We start from the raw sequence: 14,646 nt of genomic DNA on the forward strand, positions 1-14,646 counted from the left end.
TGGCGCCATGGACGCGATGGGTATCGCCGTCATCGTCGCCGTGCTGGTGGTGGCCACGACGATCGGCCTGTGGCACCGCCGCACCGACGGCATGATCCGGGACGAGGCCGACGACAAGCGCAAGCGTGCTGCCCTGCTGTCCGCAGCCGGCCTCGAGGTCGTGGAGCTGCCCGACCGCAAGTCGGCGTCGGCCAACGCCGCGACGGCCGCCCGGGCCGCGACCGGGGCCGCGGCGGCCGCGATGCACGGCGGCGCCGGGGTGCACCCGAGGCCGGCGCCACCGGGGGAGTCGGGTCTCGTGCTGGACACCCGCGAGGAACCGGGCGTGGTCGAGCCGGACGCGAGTGCCGAGGGGGAGAACCTCGATCCGGGCCTGCTCGACCGGCTCGGGGTGGGGCCGTCGCCGGTGACGCTGTTGCAGTTCTCGTCGGCGTTCTGCGCGCCGTGCCGGGCGGTGCGGCGGGTCAGCTCCGAGGTGGCCGAGCTGCTGCCCGGGGTCCAGCACGTGGAGGTCGACGCCGAGAGCCACCTGGCCGAGGTGCGCGAGTTGAACATCTGGCGCACCCCGACCCTGCTGATCGTGGACGCCGGCGGCCACGTGGTGAAGCGGGCCACCGGCGTCCCGAGCAAGCCCCAGCTGATCGCCGCCGTGGCCGACCTCCTGCCGGGCTAAACCGCGGTTTCCACCAGATCGGCCGGGGCGGCCGTGGTCTCGGACGCCCGGGTCAGGTTGCGCGAGCCGGGGATCAGCAGCTGGGAGGCGCCGGCCAGGAACAGGACGGCGGCGCAGACGGTCAGCACCGGGCTGGTGCCGAAGCGGGCCGACAGCGGGCCGGCCAGCGCGTTTCCGATCGGCATGGCCAGGAACGACGTCAGGTAGTCCCAGGACGCCACCCGGCCCAGCGCGGACTGCGGGATCTGGTCCTGCAGGGCGGTCTCCCAGGCCACGTCGAAGAAGATCAGGCCGGCCCAGCCGATCACCGCGCCGAGCAGCACCGCGACGAGTTCGGCCGGCCACACGTACGCCAGTGCCCAGAGCGGCATGAGCAGCAGCGTCAGCCAGCCCGCCCGGAGCAACCGGCGGGGCTTGAAGCGCAACGCGACCGCCGCGCCGATCAGGCCGCCAAGACCCTCGGCGGCGGCGATGAAGCCGGCCGCGGGGGCGCCGCCGAGCCGTTCGATCGCGGTCACCTGCACCAGCACCAGGATCACGCCGTTGGCGACGTGGTAGAGCGTGGCCCCGAGCAGACCGCCGAGCAGCCAGTCCCGGCTGCTGATCTCGCGCCAGCCGGCGCCCAGCTCGCTGAGCATCGACGACCTCGGGCCCCGCACGGTGCGGGTGCGCAGCAGCAGGCAGGCGGCCATCGAGGCGAGGAAGCTGGCCGCGTTGACCCCGAAGCCGGCCGGCGCGCCGAACCCGGCCACGGTGAGCCCGCCCAGTGCCGGGCCGACCACCGAGCTGCCGGTCTGCAGCATGCTCAGCGTCGCGTTGGCCGACTGCCGGCGGTCGGCCGGGATGATCAGCGGGCGCAGCGCGGTCATCGCCGGGTTGAAGAAGCTGCCGGCACCCGACGACACCGCGGCCAGGGCGCACAGCAGGGCCAGGTGATAGCCGCCGGCCGCGAACATGACGGCCATCGCGGCCGCCGCCAGCAGCCGGGTCAGGTCGGCGAGGACCATCACCCGCTGCGGCTGCAGCCGGTCGGCCCAGACGCCGCCGAACAGCGAGCTGATCAGGGTGAAGGCGACCGAGCAGGCCATCACGAGGCCGAGGTCGCGGGCGCCGCCGCCGGTCGACACGACGGCGACGGCCAGGGCGACGGTCTGGAAGCCGTTGCCGATCCAGGAGAGGGTCTGGCCCGCGGCGAGCAGGCGGAAGTCGGTGAGCACGTTCGAGACAGTAGTTCGACGTCGAACTATTAGCAATCGAATTACAATGAGCTGGTGACTGACGAGCGGGACGGCGTGGATCTGCATGTGGCGCGGTGGGCGGCGTACTGGAAGGACGATCCGCGGTTCGCGCCCGAGGTCGAGGGCGCCCTGGTGCGGATGAACGACATCCACAAGTGGGCCCGCCGGGCCGACGCGGCCGCGTTCGCCGGCAACGAGGCCTTCACCATGGAGGACTACAAGACGCTGCACGCGCTGATGGTCCAGCCGCACCCGATGGAGGCCACCCCGGCTCAGCTGGCCGACGCCACCCATCTCACCCGGGCCGCGATGACCAGCCGGCTCGACCGGCTGGAGTCGTCCGGCCTGGTCACCCGGCAGGTCGACCCGGCCGACCGGCGGCGGGTGCTGGTGCGGCCGACGGCGGCCGGGCGGGAGGCGTGGAACAAGCACATCTTCGAGGGGATGGCCCGGGACCGGCAGATGCTGGGAGCCCTGTCGCACGACGAGTTGGTGCAGCTCAATGCCCTGCTGCGAAAGGTGACTAAGTCTATCGAGTAGGTAGTGATCAGGCTCACCGCGCGCTCACCAGGAAAAACAGCGAGGCTTCGAGACATGGAACTCGACCCCCGCGGGCAGCGCTTCGCCGCGGCATTGACCAGCGCCGTCATCATCCTGGTGCTGGCGACCGGCTCGGGCTGGCTCGCGCTGGCCCAGGCCGTCGTCTTCGCGATCACGGCCCTCGATCCCCGCAAGGGCCCCTACGGGTACGTCTACCGTGCCCTGATCCTGCCGCGCCTCGGGCCGCCGGCCGAGCGGGAGCCCGCCGCTCCGGTCCGGTTCGCCCAGACCGTCGGCCTTGGCTTCCTGACCGTGAGCGCGATCGGCTATCTCACCGGGCTGACCACGCTGGGCGTGGTGGCGGCCGCGTTCGGGCTGCTTGCGGCATTCCTGAACGCGGCCTTCGGGCTCTGTCTGGGCTGCGAGGCCTACCTGCTGATCAAGCGGGCCTCGGTCCGGGCCTAGAACTTCGGCGCGTCCGGAGCTTCCAAGAGGCCCAGTCGCAGCGCGGTCATCAGGGCCTGGGCCCGGTTGGCCGCGCCGAGCTTCTCGTACAGCTTCGAGATGTGCGTCTTGGCCGTCGACTCCGAGACGAACAGCTGCTTGGCGATGCCGGCCACGCTCATGCCGTCGGCCAGCAGGCGCAGCACCTGGCCCTCGCGCGGCGACAGCTGCGGTCCGGACGGGGCGAGCCGGCGCTTCATGGCCTCGGCCAGGTCGGCGGCGGTGAACGCGCTCGGTGCCGAGGCGGCGTGCCGGGCCGCGGCCACGACCTCGTCGGCCGGGGCGGTCTTCGGCACGAACGCGCTGGCGCCGGCCTCGAGCGCACCGAACAGCTGGTCGTCGCCCGCGTACATCGTCAGTACGACGATGCCCATGTTGGCGTTGTTCTTCCGCAGGGCCTTGGTGGCCTCGAGACCGCTGCCGTCGGGCAGGCGCAAGTCCATGATCACAACGTCCGGCTGCAGGGCACCGGCCTGGCGGACCGCCTCGGCGGCCGTGGCAGCCTCGCCGACGACCTCGAACTGACGGTCGCGCTCGAATGCGTGTCGCAGCCCCTTACGAATCAGATCGTGATCGTCGACAAGGAGGACCTTGGTGCGCGTGGTCGGCGCAGGACTGGTCGACATGCTCGGGTTACTCCCCTTCTGGAGCGGAAACGCTATCCCGCACGCTATCGCGCCGCCCCGAGGATCCGAGCACTACGGCCACGGTTGTCCCGCTGGGGTGTCGCGGCGTGATTTTCAATCGGCCCCGGATCCGTTCCGCCCGCTCGGCCATGATGGTCAGACCGTAACGACCGTCCGGGCGGTCGTCAGCGAAGCCTTTACCGTCGTCAGAGACCTCGATCTCCGCGTACGGCGGGTCCACCGTACAGGTAACCCACAGATTAGATGCTCCAGCGTGTTTGCGCGCGTTGGTGATCGCCTCCTGGGCGATCCGGAGCAGTTCCGCCTCGGTCGCGGCGGGCAGCCGCGCCGTCGATTCGTCGAAGGTGAAGTGCACGCGCAGACCGGCCGAGGTGCCCAGAGTCCGTGCGTACTCGGCGATCGCGGCGGCCAGGCCGCCGTTGCGGTCCACCTCGGAGCGCAGCTCGAACAGGCTCAGCCGCAGCTCGGTGATGACCCGGGTGACCTCGTTGCGCAGCGAGCGCAACTCCTCGGCGGTCTCCTCGGCGCCTTCCGGCAGGGTGGCCTGGGCGTTGTCGATGCCGTAGCCGACCATCACGAGTTCCTGCGCGACGCCGTCGTGGATCTCCCGGGCGAGTCGCTGACGCTCCTCATTGGTGGCCAGCGACCGCACGTCGTCGAAGAGCAGCGCGGCCTCGAGCCGGATCGCGGCCGGCTCGGTCACCCCGGTGACGTCGAAGACGACCGACGACGGGTAGGCGCTGCTCACGTCGGCCTCGAGGATCACCAGGCCGATCGTGCGGACCCCGGCGACCAGCGGAACGACCAGCGAGGAGACCTCGCCGCGGCGGTGCGAGCGGGCCTGCGAACGGCTGGCGGTCTGCGGCTGCTGGGTGGCCCACGCGTCGGCGATGGCCGAGTCGGCGTCGAGCGTCGTCTCCCAGTCGACCCGCTCGGCGCCGGTCTGGGCGAGCACCACGAGCCGGCCACCGCCGCTCGTCGACAGCACCGCGGCGCGATCACCCGGGGCGACCAGGCGCAGCTCCTCGAGCAGGTGCTCGGAGATGCCGCCCGGGTCCAGAGTGGCGCCCGGCAGCGAGCGAGCCACGCTCCGCAGCTGCGTGAGCAGGCGGGTGGCTTCCGCGTACGGCTGGGGGGTGGGTTCGGCGGGTTGCATCAGTTGTCGCATTGTATCGGCCGCGAACGTCACGATCGCGCCGAGAACCAGCCATTGCCCACCGGCCGCGAGGAAGCCCGGCTGGGTGATCGGGCTGTCGTCGCCGGTCAGCGTGCCGCCGGCGACCAGTGCCACGGCGGCCACCCCGAGCAGCGCGGCGCCCTCGGTCGGGCGCCGGCGCAGGGCCGCGGTGAGCAGCGGAACGGCCAGGTAGGGAAGCACCGCCTCGGCGCCGAACCCGGCGTCCACAGTGCCGGTCGCGTCGGCGGCGGCGGCGATCGAGCCGGCCGCCAGCCCGGTGACGGCGACCTCGGCGAACCGGCCCAGCGGGCCGAACAGGCGGTGGTCGGGTGCGAGGAACGCGGGCAGGGCGGCGACCACCAGCAGGGCGATCCAGCGCAACTGCGCCGGGTCCTGGGTGGCGATCAGCGTCAATGCCGCGACCAGAGCGAGCATGACGATGCGCGCGGCCACCGCGAGCGGCTGGACGCGCGCGGAGACACTGGCTAGCACCGGCACCTGACGGATGGTAGTCGTACCGGGCCGGAACGGCTTGGCCCGGTCGTCGGGATTGTCGGACCGAAGAGGTAGCCTCCGTTCATGGCGGACACCTCGACGCAGTCGATCCAGGTTCATGCGCCCGTCGACCGCGTGGCCGCGGTGATCTGCGATTTCCCGCGCTACCCGGAGTGGGTCGACGCGCTGAAGCAGATCGAGGTCCTTCAGGAGTACGAAGACGGTTACGCGGCCCAGGTCCGGTGGGTGATCGACGCCGGCGTGATGGCCGACGACTACACCCTGGAATACGCATATGCCGACGATCTGACCCGGATCGAGTGGCATCTGATCGAGCCGTCGAAGACGCAGAAGTCGCAGGAAGGTTCCTACGACCTCGCCGATAACGGTGACGGCACCACCACGGTGACCTACACCCTTGAGGTGGAGCTCTCCATCGGCATGCTCGGGATGTTCCGGCGCAAGGCCGAAAAGATGATCATGGACACGGCGCTGAAGCAGCTCAAACGCCGTGTCGAGAGCCTGCCGGCGAGCTGAGCGGGAGGTTCGGGATGACGGCGTCCGCACGAGAAGAGGCCGAGCGCCTGGTCGCGACGATGATCGCGATGGCCGCGAGCGGCGGCCTGGGTGCCGCGGCCCGGGCTTCGGGCGATTCCTCGGGTACGCGGGACGCGGTCACCGCCGGTCTGGGTGCCCTCGCCGACTCGGTCAGCGGGCTGGTCGGCCGCCTGGCCGGGAGCAACGACCAGGGCGACAAGTCGCACAGCTGGTCGACCGGCAGCGCCGAGTGCTGCGTCTGCCCGGTCTGCCGGGCGATCGCCGCGGTGCGCGACCCGAGCCCGGAGGCGGCCGTCCGGCTGGCCATGGGCGCCGGCGACCTGGCCTCCGGGGTCGCCAGCATGATGCGGGCGCTCTCGTCGCTGGCCGGCGACCGCCCGAAGCCCGCACCCGCGCGCCCGGCGCCACCCGCGCCCGACCCCGACGAGGCCTGGTCGTTCGCGACCCGCACGACCGCGCCTGGGGATAGCGCCGTGCCCGGCGACGACGCCGCGCCAGGCGAGAGCGAAGCACCCGGCCGCGACGATCCCCGCTTCGCGGGCGACCCGTGGGCGGCCGCTTCGGCGGCGAGCGCGGCCGAAGCAGAGGCTGAGCGCCTGCGCGCTCGCCGAGCTGCGGACGCGGCCCGGCGCAAGGCGGCAAAGGAAGCTCGTGAGGCGGCGGCGGAGGCGGCCCGCCGGGTAGCGGAAGCCGCGGCGCTGGCCGAGGCAGCCAAGGCGGAGGTGGCGGCGGCCAACGCGGAAGCGGCCGGGTCGCCCGGGTCCCGGGCCGGCGAGGCGGCCGCTGCCCGGAATGCCGGGACTGGGACGCCGAAGGCCGAGACTGGGGACACGAATGCTGGGGCGGGGCGCTCCGCCCGTACCCCTCAAAGGTTTGATGTGTGGGCCGCGGCCACCGCTGATGCGGGTGTTGGCGGCGTGGCGCGACCCACGACGGTGGATCATGATGTTCCGGGCGCTGTGGCGCCCGGTGAGCGCGACGGCGCGGCGGGCGACGCAGCCCCCGGCGACGGCGCACAGTAAGCGGGTAGCAGAAGGAGACAGCGTGACGCTGACCATCGGAGTCGACGTCGGCGGCACCAAGGTGGCCGGCGGGGTGGTCGACGAGCACGGCACGGTGCTGGCGTCCAACCGCCGCGACACGCCCGCCGAGGACCCGGCCGGCACCCGGGACACGATCGTCGAGGTGGCCGCCGAGCTGGCCGCTCAATATCCCGAGGCCACCGCGATCGGCATCGGCGCCGCCGCCTGGATCGACGCGGCCGCCTCCACCGTGCTGTTCGCGCCCAACCTGGCCTGGCGGGACGAACCGCTGCGGGACTACGTCGCCAAGGCGGTCGGCCTGCCCACCGTGCTGGAGAACGACGCCAACGTGGCGGCCTGGGCCGAGTTCCGGTTCGGGGTGGCCCGGCACGCGGACGACTCGATGGTGATGATCACCGTGGGGACCGGGATCGGCGGTGGCATCGTGCTGGACGGCAAGCTGTGGCGCGGCGCCAACGGCATCGCCGGCGAGCTCGGGCACATCCAGTCGGTTCCCGACGGCCATCCCTGCGGCTGTGGCCGGCTGGGCTGCCTGGAGCAGTACGCGAGCGGCAACGCCCTGGTCCGGTTCGCCCGGGCCGGCGCCCGGCAGGAGCCGGAGCGGGCGGCGAAGCTGCTGGCCCTGGCCGGCGGCGACCCGCTGGCGATCACCGGGCGGCAGATCACCGAGGCGGCGCACGCCGGCGACGGGGTGGCCCGGGACGCGTTCACGCAGATCGGCTACTGGCTCGGGGTGGCGATGGCCGACCTGGCGCAGAGCCTCGACCCGGAGATCCTGGTGGTCGGCGGCGGCGTGGTCGACGCCGGTGAGCTGCTCATGACGCCGACCCAGAACACCTACCGCGACCAGCTCAAGCAGCGCGGCCGGTTCCCGGTCGCCGACGTGGTGGCGGCCGAGACCGGCAACACGGCCGGGGTGGTCGGCGCGGCCGACCTGGCCCGGCGGGCCTGACCATGCCGTCGCTGCGGGTTCTCAGCTACAACGTGCACGGGCTGCGTGACGACCGGGCGGCCCTGATCGCCCTGGTCCGCGACCTGGCGCCGGACGTGTTGGTGGTGCAGGAGGCGCCCCGGCGGTTCCTGTGGCGGCACAAGTGCGCCGCGCTGGCCAACGACACCGGCATGGTGGTCGGCGCCGGCGGCCTGCCGGCGCTAGGCAACCTGCTGCTGGTCAGCCTGCGGGTCCGGGTGCACGAGGCCTGGTGCATGCGGTACCCACTGACCCCGGGCCGGCACCTGCGGGGAGCCGCGTTCCTGCGTGGTTCGGTGCGCGGCGGCGGGTTCACCGTGTCCGGTTCGCACCTGGCCACCGACCCGGCCGAGCGGCCCGCCCAGGCGGCGCTCTGGAAGGAGGCCCTCGACAAGATCGAGGGCCCGGTGATCGCGGCCGCCGACCTGAACGAGGGCCCGGGCGGCGGCGCCTGGCGCACGGTCGAGGACGGCCTGGTCTCCTCGTCGGCGGGCTCGTTCACCTACCCCGCGACGCTGCCCGCCCGGCTCATCGACGGCTTGTTCGTGACCCCGGACATCACCATCGACCGGTACGAGGTGGTGGAGTCCGACCTGGCCCGAAAGGCCAGTGATCATCTTCCTGTTCTCGCGGATCTTTCGCTCCCTTCCGAGTAGCCCAGGTATCTGGCAGTATCGCCGCGTGCACGACACTCCGGACATCGCCGACCGTCGGGACGCGGTCTGCGTCATCGGGGCCGGGGCCAGCGGACTCGCGACGATCAAGAATCTTCGCGAGCACGGTTTCGCGGTCGACTGTTATGAGCGCGAGACGTCGGTGGGCGGCGCGTGGAACTGGCGGCACGATCGCAGCCCGGTCTACGCGAACACCCACCTGATCTCGTCGCGCCCGCTGACCGAGTTCCCCGATTTCCCGATGCCGGACAGCTGGCCGGACTACCCGCATCACAGTCAGGTGCTGTCCTACCTGGAGCGCTACGCCAAGCATTTCGGACTGGGCGAGCACATCTGGTTCGGCACCGAGGTGGTGTCGGCGGTGCCGGTCGGCGACGGCCGCTGGGACGTCACCACCCGCTCGACCGGCGGTGGCTCGTCCCGGGTGCAGCGCTACGCCGCGGTGATCGCCGCGAACGGGCACAACTGGTCCCCGGCCAAGCCCGACATCCCGGGGGCCAATTCTCAGGAGGCTTGGAAGGGTCAAATCATCCACTCGGCGCAGTTCAAGGACCCGGCGCAGCTGCGCAACCGCAAGGTCCTGGTGATCGGCGGCGGCAACACCGGCTGCGACATCGCGGTCGAGGCCGCCCAGCAGGCCACCACCGTCTGGCACTCGACCCGCCGGGGCTACTGGTACGCCCCCAAGTACGTGTTGGGCCGCCCGGCCGACCAGGTGAACGACCGGCTGCTCAAGTGGCGGCTGCCCCTCAAACTGCGCCAGTGGCTCTACCGCCGCACCCTCGCGCTGACCACCGGCGACCTGACCCGTTACGGCCTCCCGGCGCCCGACCACCGGCCGTACGAGAGTCACCCGATCGTCAACAGCCAGCTGCCGTACTACCTCGGCCACGGCCGGATCAAGGCCGTTCCGGACGTGCTCCGGTTCGCCGAGGGCCGGGCCGAGCTCGCCGACGGCCGCCGGATCGACCCCGACCTGGTGATCACCGCGACCGGTTACGCCCCGCGCTTCGAGTTCCTCGCCCCCGAGCTGATCGGCACCGAAGAGAGCGGCCGCCCCGACCTGCACCTGCATGCGTTCGCCCGCAAGCACCCGACGCTCGCCGTGGTAGGCCTGCTGCAGCCGGACGCCGGGCTGCTGCCGCTCGCGCACTGGCAGAGCGTGGCGGTTGCCCGCTGGCTGCAGCTGCGCCGGGAAGATCCGGTGCGGGCCGCGGCCGTGCAGCAGAAGGAGTCGGCCCGCCCGGTCAGCAGTTGGTCGCGCCGCCAGGTGGTGGCCACCCGCCGGCACTGGTTCGAGGTCGACCACATCGCCTACCTGAAGTCGGTCGGGGAACTGCTGCGCGAGATGGAGCCGGCCACATGAGCGACCTGCTGCGCTTCGAAGACTGGACTTCTCCCGTTCCGCCGGTCGAGCGGGAGGTGCTGTCCCGGCTGGTCGAGGGCGAGGACGAGCAGCCGCCGCTGCTGTTCGTGCCCGGTCCGAGCATGGGCGCCTGGGCGTTCGCCGAGCACTGGCTCACGCACGCGGCCGGCCGCGGCTTCCCGGCCCACGCGCTGACCCCGCGGGCGGACGGTGACCTGCGGGCCCACGTCCACGACGTGGTGCAGACGGCGGCGTCGCTGCCCCGGCAGACGGTGCTGATCGGGCACGGCGCCGGCGCCCTGGTGGTGTCGCACGCGCTGGCCCGCTATCCGGCCCGGGCGGCCGTGCTGGTCGCGCCGGCGGTGGACCGCTGGGCCACGCTCGGCGCGGGCCTCAAGACCAACCCGTTCGGTACGCTGCGCGGCCGGCCCCGGTTGAACCGCAAACAGCTGTTCAGCGCGGGGGTGGACGCCGAGGCGTACCTGTCCCGCCTGGTCTTCCCTCGTCGCCTGACCGCCTCGAAGGAGGCACCGCGCCCGGTCGGCAGCCCGCCGGTGCTGGTGGTGGGCTCGCCGGACGACCGGGTCGTGCCGCGCAAGTCGCTGGACCGGGTGGCCACCCGGTACGGCGGCGCGCCGCTGCTGTTCCCCGGCATGGCGCACGCCCTGATGCTCGACACCGGCTGGCAGGAGCCGATCGACGCGATCCTGGACTGGCTGACCAAGGAGCTACACGCCGGGAGCTAGCGCCTCCCGCTGCCGCGGCAGGTGCCGGGCCAGCTGGCCGGTGTGGTCGAGGGCGGTGAGGTAGGCGCGGGCCCAGGCGTGGATGTCGTTCTCGGTGATGTGCGCGCGCATCGCGGCCATCCGCCGGGACAGGTCGGCCGGGTCGGCGTCCAGCGCCTGCAGCAGGGTCTCCTTGAGCCCGTCCACGTCGTGCGGGTTGACCAGGAACGCGTCCTCCAGCTCGTTGGCCGCCCCGGCGAACTCGCTGAGCACCAGCGCGCCGGTGTCGTCGGCGCGGGCCGCCACGTATTCCTTCGCGACCAGGTTCATCCCGTCGCGCAGCGGGGTCACCACCATGACGTCGGCGGTCTGGTAGAGCGCGGCCAGGTCGGCCCGGTCGAACGGCTGGTTCAGGTAGTGGATGGCCGGCTCGCCGACCCGGCCGTACTCCCCGTTGATCCGGCCGACCTCGCTCTCGATCCGGTCCTTCAGCCCCCCGGTAGCTCTCCACGCGTTCCCGGCTCGGCACCGCGACCTGCACCATCACCGCGTCGCGGACCTTGACCCGGCCGTCCCGCAGCAGCTCGCTGTACGCCGTGAGGCGGTGCTCGATGCCCTTGGTGTAGTCGAGCCGGTCGACGCTGAGCAGCACTTTCTTGTGCTGCCCGAGATCGTGCCGCAGCTGCCGGGCCTGGTTGACCACGTACGGCCGGGCGTTCAGCGCCTCCATCTCGGTGACGTCGATCGACACCGGGAACGCGCCGGTGCGCACCACCCGGCCGTCGAACAGGATCGCGTCGTCGGCGCCCTTCGCGTCGAGCAGCTTGCCGGCCAGCTGGGCCACGTTGTGCGCGGCCTGCGGACGCTGGAAGCCGACCAGATCGGCGCCGAGCATCCCGCGCAGCAGCTCGACCCGGCGGGGGAGCTGCATGAACAGCTCGGGCGGCGGGAACGGCACGTGCATGAAGAAGCCGATCAGCAGGTCGGGGCGCAGCTCGCGGAGCATCTGCGGCACCAGCTGCAGGTGGTAGTCCTGGATCCAGACGGCCGCGCCGGGCTCGGCCACCTCGGCGGCGGCCTCGGCGAACCGGCGGTTGACCGTGCGGTAGGTCTCCCACCAGCCGCGATCGAAGACCGGTTGCTCGACGGCGTCGTGGTAGAGCGGCCAGAGCGTCGAGTTGGCGAAGCCCTCGTAGTAGCCGCGCAGCTCGTCCTCGGTCAGCGGGACCGGGCGCAGCCGCAGCGTGCCGATGTCGGCGAGAGAGGGCGCCGGGCCGACCCCGCCGCCCCAGCCCACCCAGGTGGCGGGGGTGCTTTCGAGGATCGCGTGCAGGGCGCTGGCGAGCCCGCCCGGACTGCGCCGCCACTCGCAGGCCCCATCGGGAGCGACATTGTCATCGAGCGGGAGACGGTTGGCGACCACGACCAGCGAGCTCTGGCGCATCACCGAAGGTTACCGGAACCCGTCACTGTGCTACACCGACAGTGGTCAATTTAACCGAACGGGCAGGAACTAGACGGCTGGTACTAGACGACCGCGCCGTCGTCGTCCTCGTCGTCGCCCGAGCGCAGCCGCCACACCAGCATGACCGCGCCGGACACGATCGCCGCGAAGCCGATCAGGGTCACGTAGTCCTGGGCGATCGGCAGGATGCGCGGGAAGAGGAAGAGCACGAAACCGACAAGGACCCCGAGGATGCCGGCGATCGCGTACTTCGACAGGCGCGGCAGTGGCGGGGGATCCGGCGGGATGTACCGGTCTTCCTCCTCGTCGTCCTCGATGTCGGCGCCGAACGTGTCGAGGCCGTCCAGCAGTGACGACTCGGTGGCCGGTTTCTGGTCGGTGCGGCGGCGGCCGTAGCCGGGGGCGCCCTCGGTGGCCGGGGGAGGCGGGGCCGGCTCGGCCGGCAGCTCCTCGGAGGCGGGCCAGGGCGCGGCGGTCGGATCGACCGAGGTGTGGAAGCCGGCCACGATCTTGGCCCACTCGGCCTCGATGTCGGGGCCGGTGCTCTTGGGTTCTGCGGTCGGATCAACCGGCGGTGCGGTGGCCGGCTGACCGCCGGTCACCTGGTGCAGGTGCTCGCGGGCCACGTCGAGTTGGGTGCGATCCACATAGAGCCGGTCGGTCGGCCGGGCCGGCAGGGTGGTGGCCCGCAGGATCGGGTTGAGATCGGCCGTGGGCTGGAGGTATGCCGCGATGCCCGCGGCCTGCAGCACGTCGAGCAGGTGCTCACCGACGCGCGGATCAACGTCGCCGGCCACCGCGAAGTCGGCCGCGTCGATCCCGTTGTCCCGCCGCCCGCGGCGGGCGCCACCCGCTGTCACCCTGCACACTCCCTCGCCGACCGTGCCTTGAATGGTGACACGCCAAGTACCGGTTGCGGGAGTGCGTTGTGGCGCGCCGTCCCGCTTCGTACGCTTCGCTGGTGTTCTATTGGTTGCTGAAGTACGTGGTTCTCGGGCCGCTGCTGCGTGTCCTGTTCCGTCCGGACGTGCGTGGCCTGGCGAATGTGCCCGGGTCGGGGCCGGTGATCCTCGCCTGCAACCACCTTTCGTTCTCCGACTCGATCTTCACACCCCTGATGGTCGGCCGCAGGGTGACTTTCGTCGCGAAAGCGGAGTACTTCACCGGTAAGGGCATCAAAGGTCGGCTGATGCGCCAGTTCTTCCTCTCGACCGGGACCATCCCGGTCGACCGTTCGGGCGGCCGGGCCGCCCAGGCGGCCCTGGACACCCTGCTGCGGGTGCTGGGCGAGGGTGGCATCGCCGGCATCTACCCGGAGGGCACCCGCTCGCCGGACGGCCGGCTCTACCGAGGCAAGACCGGGGTGGCCCGGCTGGCGCTGGAGAGCGGCGCCAAGGTCATCCCGGTGGCCCTGCTGAACACCGACGAGATCCAGCCGACCGGCACCTTCATCCCGAAGATCAAGCGGGTCCGGATGCGGTTCGGCCACCCGCTCGACTTCTCGCGTTACGCCGACTCGCACGGCGACCGCTTCGTCGAACGGGCCATCACCGACGAGATCATGTACGAGATCATGGTGCTCTCCGGCCGCGAGTACGTGGATGTCTACGCCAGCAAGCTCAAGACCTCGATCGAGGCGCCGCTCAAGACACAGCCATCCCCGCTCGACGCCGCAAAGCCTGAAGGTCGGTGACCACGATCCGGCGCCCCTCGGTGCGCAGCCAGCCCCGGCTCGCGAACGAGCCGATCGCCTGGTTGACGCTCTGCCGGGAACCGCCGGCCATCTCGGCCAGCTGACTCTGGTTGAGCTCGATCGTGATCATCGGAGCCTGGCTCTCGCCGGCCAGCCGCACGAGCGTCTTGGCCACCCGCCCGGGCAGGTCGAGGAAGACGTGATCGGTGTTCTGCTCCGTCAACCGGCGGATCAGGGCACCGACCGAGCGCATCACCGCGTCCAGGATGCGCGGGTTGGAGTGCACCAGGTCCATGAACGCGGCCCGGGACAGAGTGAGCGCCTGGCAATCTTCGATCGCCTCGGCCGAGGTGCTGCGGGTCGACGCGTCCAGAAGGGACACCTCGCCCAGCACGTCCGGCGGGCGGACCACGGTGAGCACCGCGCGCTCCCCGGTCGGTGCGGTGCGGAAGATCGCGACGGCGCCGCGCTTGAGAATGATCAGGGACTCGCCGGGATCGTGCTCGACGAAAAGGATCTGCCCCTTGCGATAGTTGCGTGGAACTGCGGCGGCGATGACCCGCTGCCGAACGTCCGGCTCTAAGCCGGCGAACATCTCCACGCCGGTGAGCGCGTCGCCGGAATCCGGCAAACGATGGTCCACGGCGCTATCCCTCCCCCGGTGGGGACCGCGCCGTAGGCCCCCCGGCCGGCGTCGGCCCCTCGACGCGAACGATCACTAATAGCATGAAGCAGCCCTCCAGCGCCATTTCTCTTGTATAAGAGGCGTACGCGGGCGGACCATGATGGCCTCGTACGATCATGTCGCGCTGGTCGCTATCTGTAAACCTCCCAATAGCCAAGCGTGATTGTCGCCCGTCCTGTCCGTCGCCGGGCCG

At 71.7% G+C, this 14,646-nt stretch carries 15 protein-coding genes and 1 pseudogene; 10 read left to right on the plus strand and 6 right to left on the minus strand.

Translation table 11 applies throughout. The annotated features are described in order from the left end of the window. Nucleotides 1–7 precede the first annotated feature (7 nt). Nucleotides 8–673 carry a TlpA family protein disulfide reductase gene (locus Ate02nite_RS48825; protein ID WP_239147518.1) on the plus strand — a complete coding sequence of 222 codons (666 nt, stop codon included), beginning with the start codon at nucleotides 8–10 and terminating at the stop codon, nucleotides 671–673. On the opposite strand, the gene Ate02nite_RS19185 is transcribed toward Ate02nite_RS48825, so the two are convergent. After that, nucleotides 670–1,890, minus strand: a complete 1,221-nt coding sequence (locus Ate02nite_RS19185) for an MFS transporter (protein ID WP_203807389.1) — start codon at nucleotides 1,888–1,890, stop codon at nucleotides 670–672. The genes Ate02nite_RS48825 and Ate02nite_RS19185 overlap by 4 nt on opposite strands. A 54-nt stretch (nucleotides 1,891–1,944) precedes the next feature. Here Ate02nite_RS19185 and Ate02nite_RS19190 point away from each other — a divergent pair, with 54 nt between their 5' ends. Both Ate02nite_RS19190 and Ate02nite_RS19195 read left to right on the plus strand, forming a co-directional pair. After that, a complete protein-coding gene (locus tag Ate02nite_RS19190; protein ID WP_203807392.1) occupies nucleotides 1,945–2,451 on the plus strand; it encodes a MarR family winged helix-turn-helix transcriptional regulator in 507 nt (168 codons plus the stop codon). Nucleotides 2,452–2,505: 54 nt separating this feature from the next. Then, nucleotides 2,506–2,916 (plus strand): DUF4395 domain-containing protein, encoded by a 411-nt coding sequence (locus Ate02nite_RS19195; RefSeq protein ID WP_203807394.1) that lies wholly within the window; start codon nucleotides 2,506–2,508, stop codon nucleotides 2,914–2,916. Here Ate02nite_RS19195 and Ate02nite_RS19200 read toward each other — a convergent pair. Beyond that, nucleotides 2,913–3,581, minus strand: a complete 669-nt coding sequence (locus Ate02nite_RS19200) for a response regulator transcription factor (RefSeq protein ID WP_020512124.1) — start codon at nucleotides 3,579–3,581, stop codon at nucleotides 2,913–2,915. The genes Ate02nite_RS19195 and Ate02nite_RS19200 overlap by 4 nt on opposite strands. A gap of 7 nt (nucleotides 3,582–3,588) precedes the next feature. After that, a complete protein-coding gene (locus Ate02nite_RS19205) occupies nucleotides 3,589–5,277 on the minus strand; it encodes a GAF domain-containing sensor histidine kinase (RefSeq protein ID WP_203807396.1) in 1,689 nt (562 codons plus the stop codon). An 81-nt stretch (nucleotides 5,278–5,358) separates the two neighbouring features. Here Ate02nite_RS19205 and Ate02nite_RS19210 point away from each other — a divergent pair, with 81 nt between their 5' ends. The 6 genes from Ate02nite_RS19210 to Ate02nite_RS19235 are packed head-to-tail and all read left to right on the plus strand — an operon-like array spanning nucleotide 5,359 to nucleotide 10,631. Beyond that, the gene (locus Ate02nite_RS19210) at nucleotides 5,359–5,811 is read left to right on the plus strand and encodes an SRPBCC family protein (protein ID WP_203807398.1); all 453 of its coding nucleotides are present in this window, start codon (nucleotides 5,359–5,361) and stop codon (nucleotides 5,809–5,811) included. A gap of 14 nt (nucleotides 5,812–5,825) precedes the next feature. Continuing rightward, on the plus strand, nucleotides 5,826–6,854 hold the full coding sequence (locus Ate02nite_RS49995) for a hypothetical protein (protein ID WP_203807399.1): 1,029 nt from the start codon (nucleotides 5,826–5,828) through the stop codon (nucleotides 6,852–6,854). 22 nt (nucleotides 6,855–6,876) lie between these two features. After that, nucleotides 6,877–7,827 (plus strand): ROK family glucokinase, encoded by a 951-nt coding sequence (locus tag Ate02nite_RS19220; protein ID WP_203807400.1) that lies wholly within the window; start codon nucleotides 6,877–6,879, stop codon nucleotides 7,825–7,827. Between the two features lie 2 nt (nucleotides 7,828–7,829). Then, complete coding sequence (locus Ate02nite_RS19225) at nucleotides 7,830–8,501, plus strand: endonuclease/exonuclease/phosphatase family protein (RefSeq protein WP_203807401.1); 672 nt, start codon at nucleotides 7,830–7,832, stop codon at nucleotides 8,499–8,501. Between the two features lie 25 nt (nucleotides 8,502–8,526). Further along, complete coding sequence (locus Ate02nite_RS19230; RefSeq protein ID WP_203807402.1) at nucleotides 8,527–9,885, plus strand: flavin-containing monooxygenase; 1,359 nt, start codon at nucleotides 8,527–8,529, stop codon at nucleotides 9,883–9,885. After that, nucleotides 9,882–10,631: an alpha/beta hydrolase gene (locus Ate02nite_RS19235; protein WP_203807403.1), complete on the plus strand. Its 750-nt coding sequence runs from the start codon at nucleotides 9,882–9,884 to the stop codon at nucleotides 10,629–10,631. Before Ate02nite_RS19230 ends, Ate02nite_RS19235 begins: the two co-directional genes overlap by 4 nt. On the opposite strand, the pseudogene Ate02nite_RS19240 reads toward Ate02nite_RS19235, so the two are convergent. Both Ate02nite_RS19240 and Ate02nite_RS19245 read right to left on the minus strand, forming a co-directional pair. Further along, nucleotides 10,614–12,054: pseudogene (locus tag Ate02nite_RS19240) on the minus strand (alpha,alpha-trehalose-phosphate synthase (UDP-forming)). The gene Ate02nite_RS19235 and the pseudogene Ate02nite_RS19240 sit on opposite strands and share 18 nt — an antisense overlap. A gap of 83 nt (nucleotides 12,055–12,137) precedes the next feature. Then, nucleotides 12,138–12,935, minus strand: coding sequence for a DUF308 domain-containing protein (locus tag Ate02nite_RS19245; RefSeq protein WP_203807404.1), 798 nt, complete (start codon nucleotides 12,933–12,935; stop codon nucleotides 12,138–12,140). Between the two features lie 101 nt (nucleotides 12,936–13,036). Here Ate02nite_RS19245 and Ate02nite_RS19250 point away from each other — a divergent pair, with 101 nt between their 5' ends. After that, nucleotides 13,037–13,768, plus strand: a complete 732-nt coding sequence (locus tag Ate02nite_RS19250; RefSeq protein ID WP_203807405.1) for a lysophospholipid acyltransferase family protein — start codon at nucleotides 13,037–13,039, stop codon at nucleotides 13,766–13,768. Here the strand turns inward: Ate02nite_RS19250 and Ate02nite_RS19255 are convergent. After that, nucleotides 13,719–14,411 carry a Crp/Fnr family transcriptional regulator gene (locus tag Ate02nite_RS19255; RefSeq protein ID WP_203807406.1) on the minus strand — a complete coding sequence of 231 codons (693 nt, stop codon included), beginning with the start codon at nucleotides 14,409–14,411 and terminating at the stop codon, nucleotides 13,719–13,721. The genes Ate02nite_RS19250 and Ate02nite_RS19255 overlap by 50 nt on opposite strands. Nucleotides 14,412–14,646: the final 235 nt, after the last annotated feature.

Source organism: Paractinoplanes tereljensis, assembly GCF_016862435.1.
Taxonomy (GTDB): domain Bacteria; phylum Actinomycetota; class Actinomycetes; order Mycobacteriales; family Micromonosporaceae; genus Actinoplanes; species Actinoplanes tereljensis.

Bases quoted from the DNA above. Each gene is read 5' to 3' on its own strand.
- Ate02nite_RS19195 (WP_203807394.1), top strand. From the start codon at position 2,506: ATGGAACTCGACCCCCGCGGGCAGCGCTTCGCCGCGGCATTGACCAGC.
- Ate02nite_RS19235 (WP_203807403.1), top strand. From the start codon at position 9,882: ATGAGCGACCTGCTGCGCTTCGAAGACTGGACTTCTCCCGTTCCGCCG.
- Ate02nite_RS19200 (WP_020512124.1), bottom strand. From the start codon at position 3,581: ATGTCGACCAGTCCTGCGCCGACCACGCGCACCAAGGTCCTCCTTGTC.
- Ate02nite_RS19210 (WP_203807398.1), top strand. From the start codon at position 5,359: ATGGCGGACACCTCGACGCAGTCGATCCAGGTTCATGCGCCCGTCGAC.
- Ate02nite_RS48825 (WP_239147518.1), top strand. From the start codon at position 8: ATGGACGCGATGGGTATCGCCGTCATCGTCGCCGTGCTGGTGGTGGCC.
- Ate02nite_RS49995 (WP_203807399.1), top strand. From the start codon at position 5,826: ATGACGGCGTCCGCACGAGAAGAGGCCGAGCGCCTGGTCGCGACGATG.
- Ate02nite_RS19225 (WP_203807401.1), top strand. From the start codon at position 7,830: ATGCCGTCGCTGCGGGTTCTCAGCTACAACGTGCACGGGCTGCGTGAC.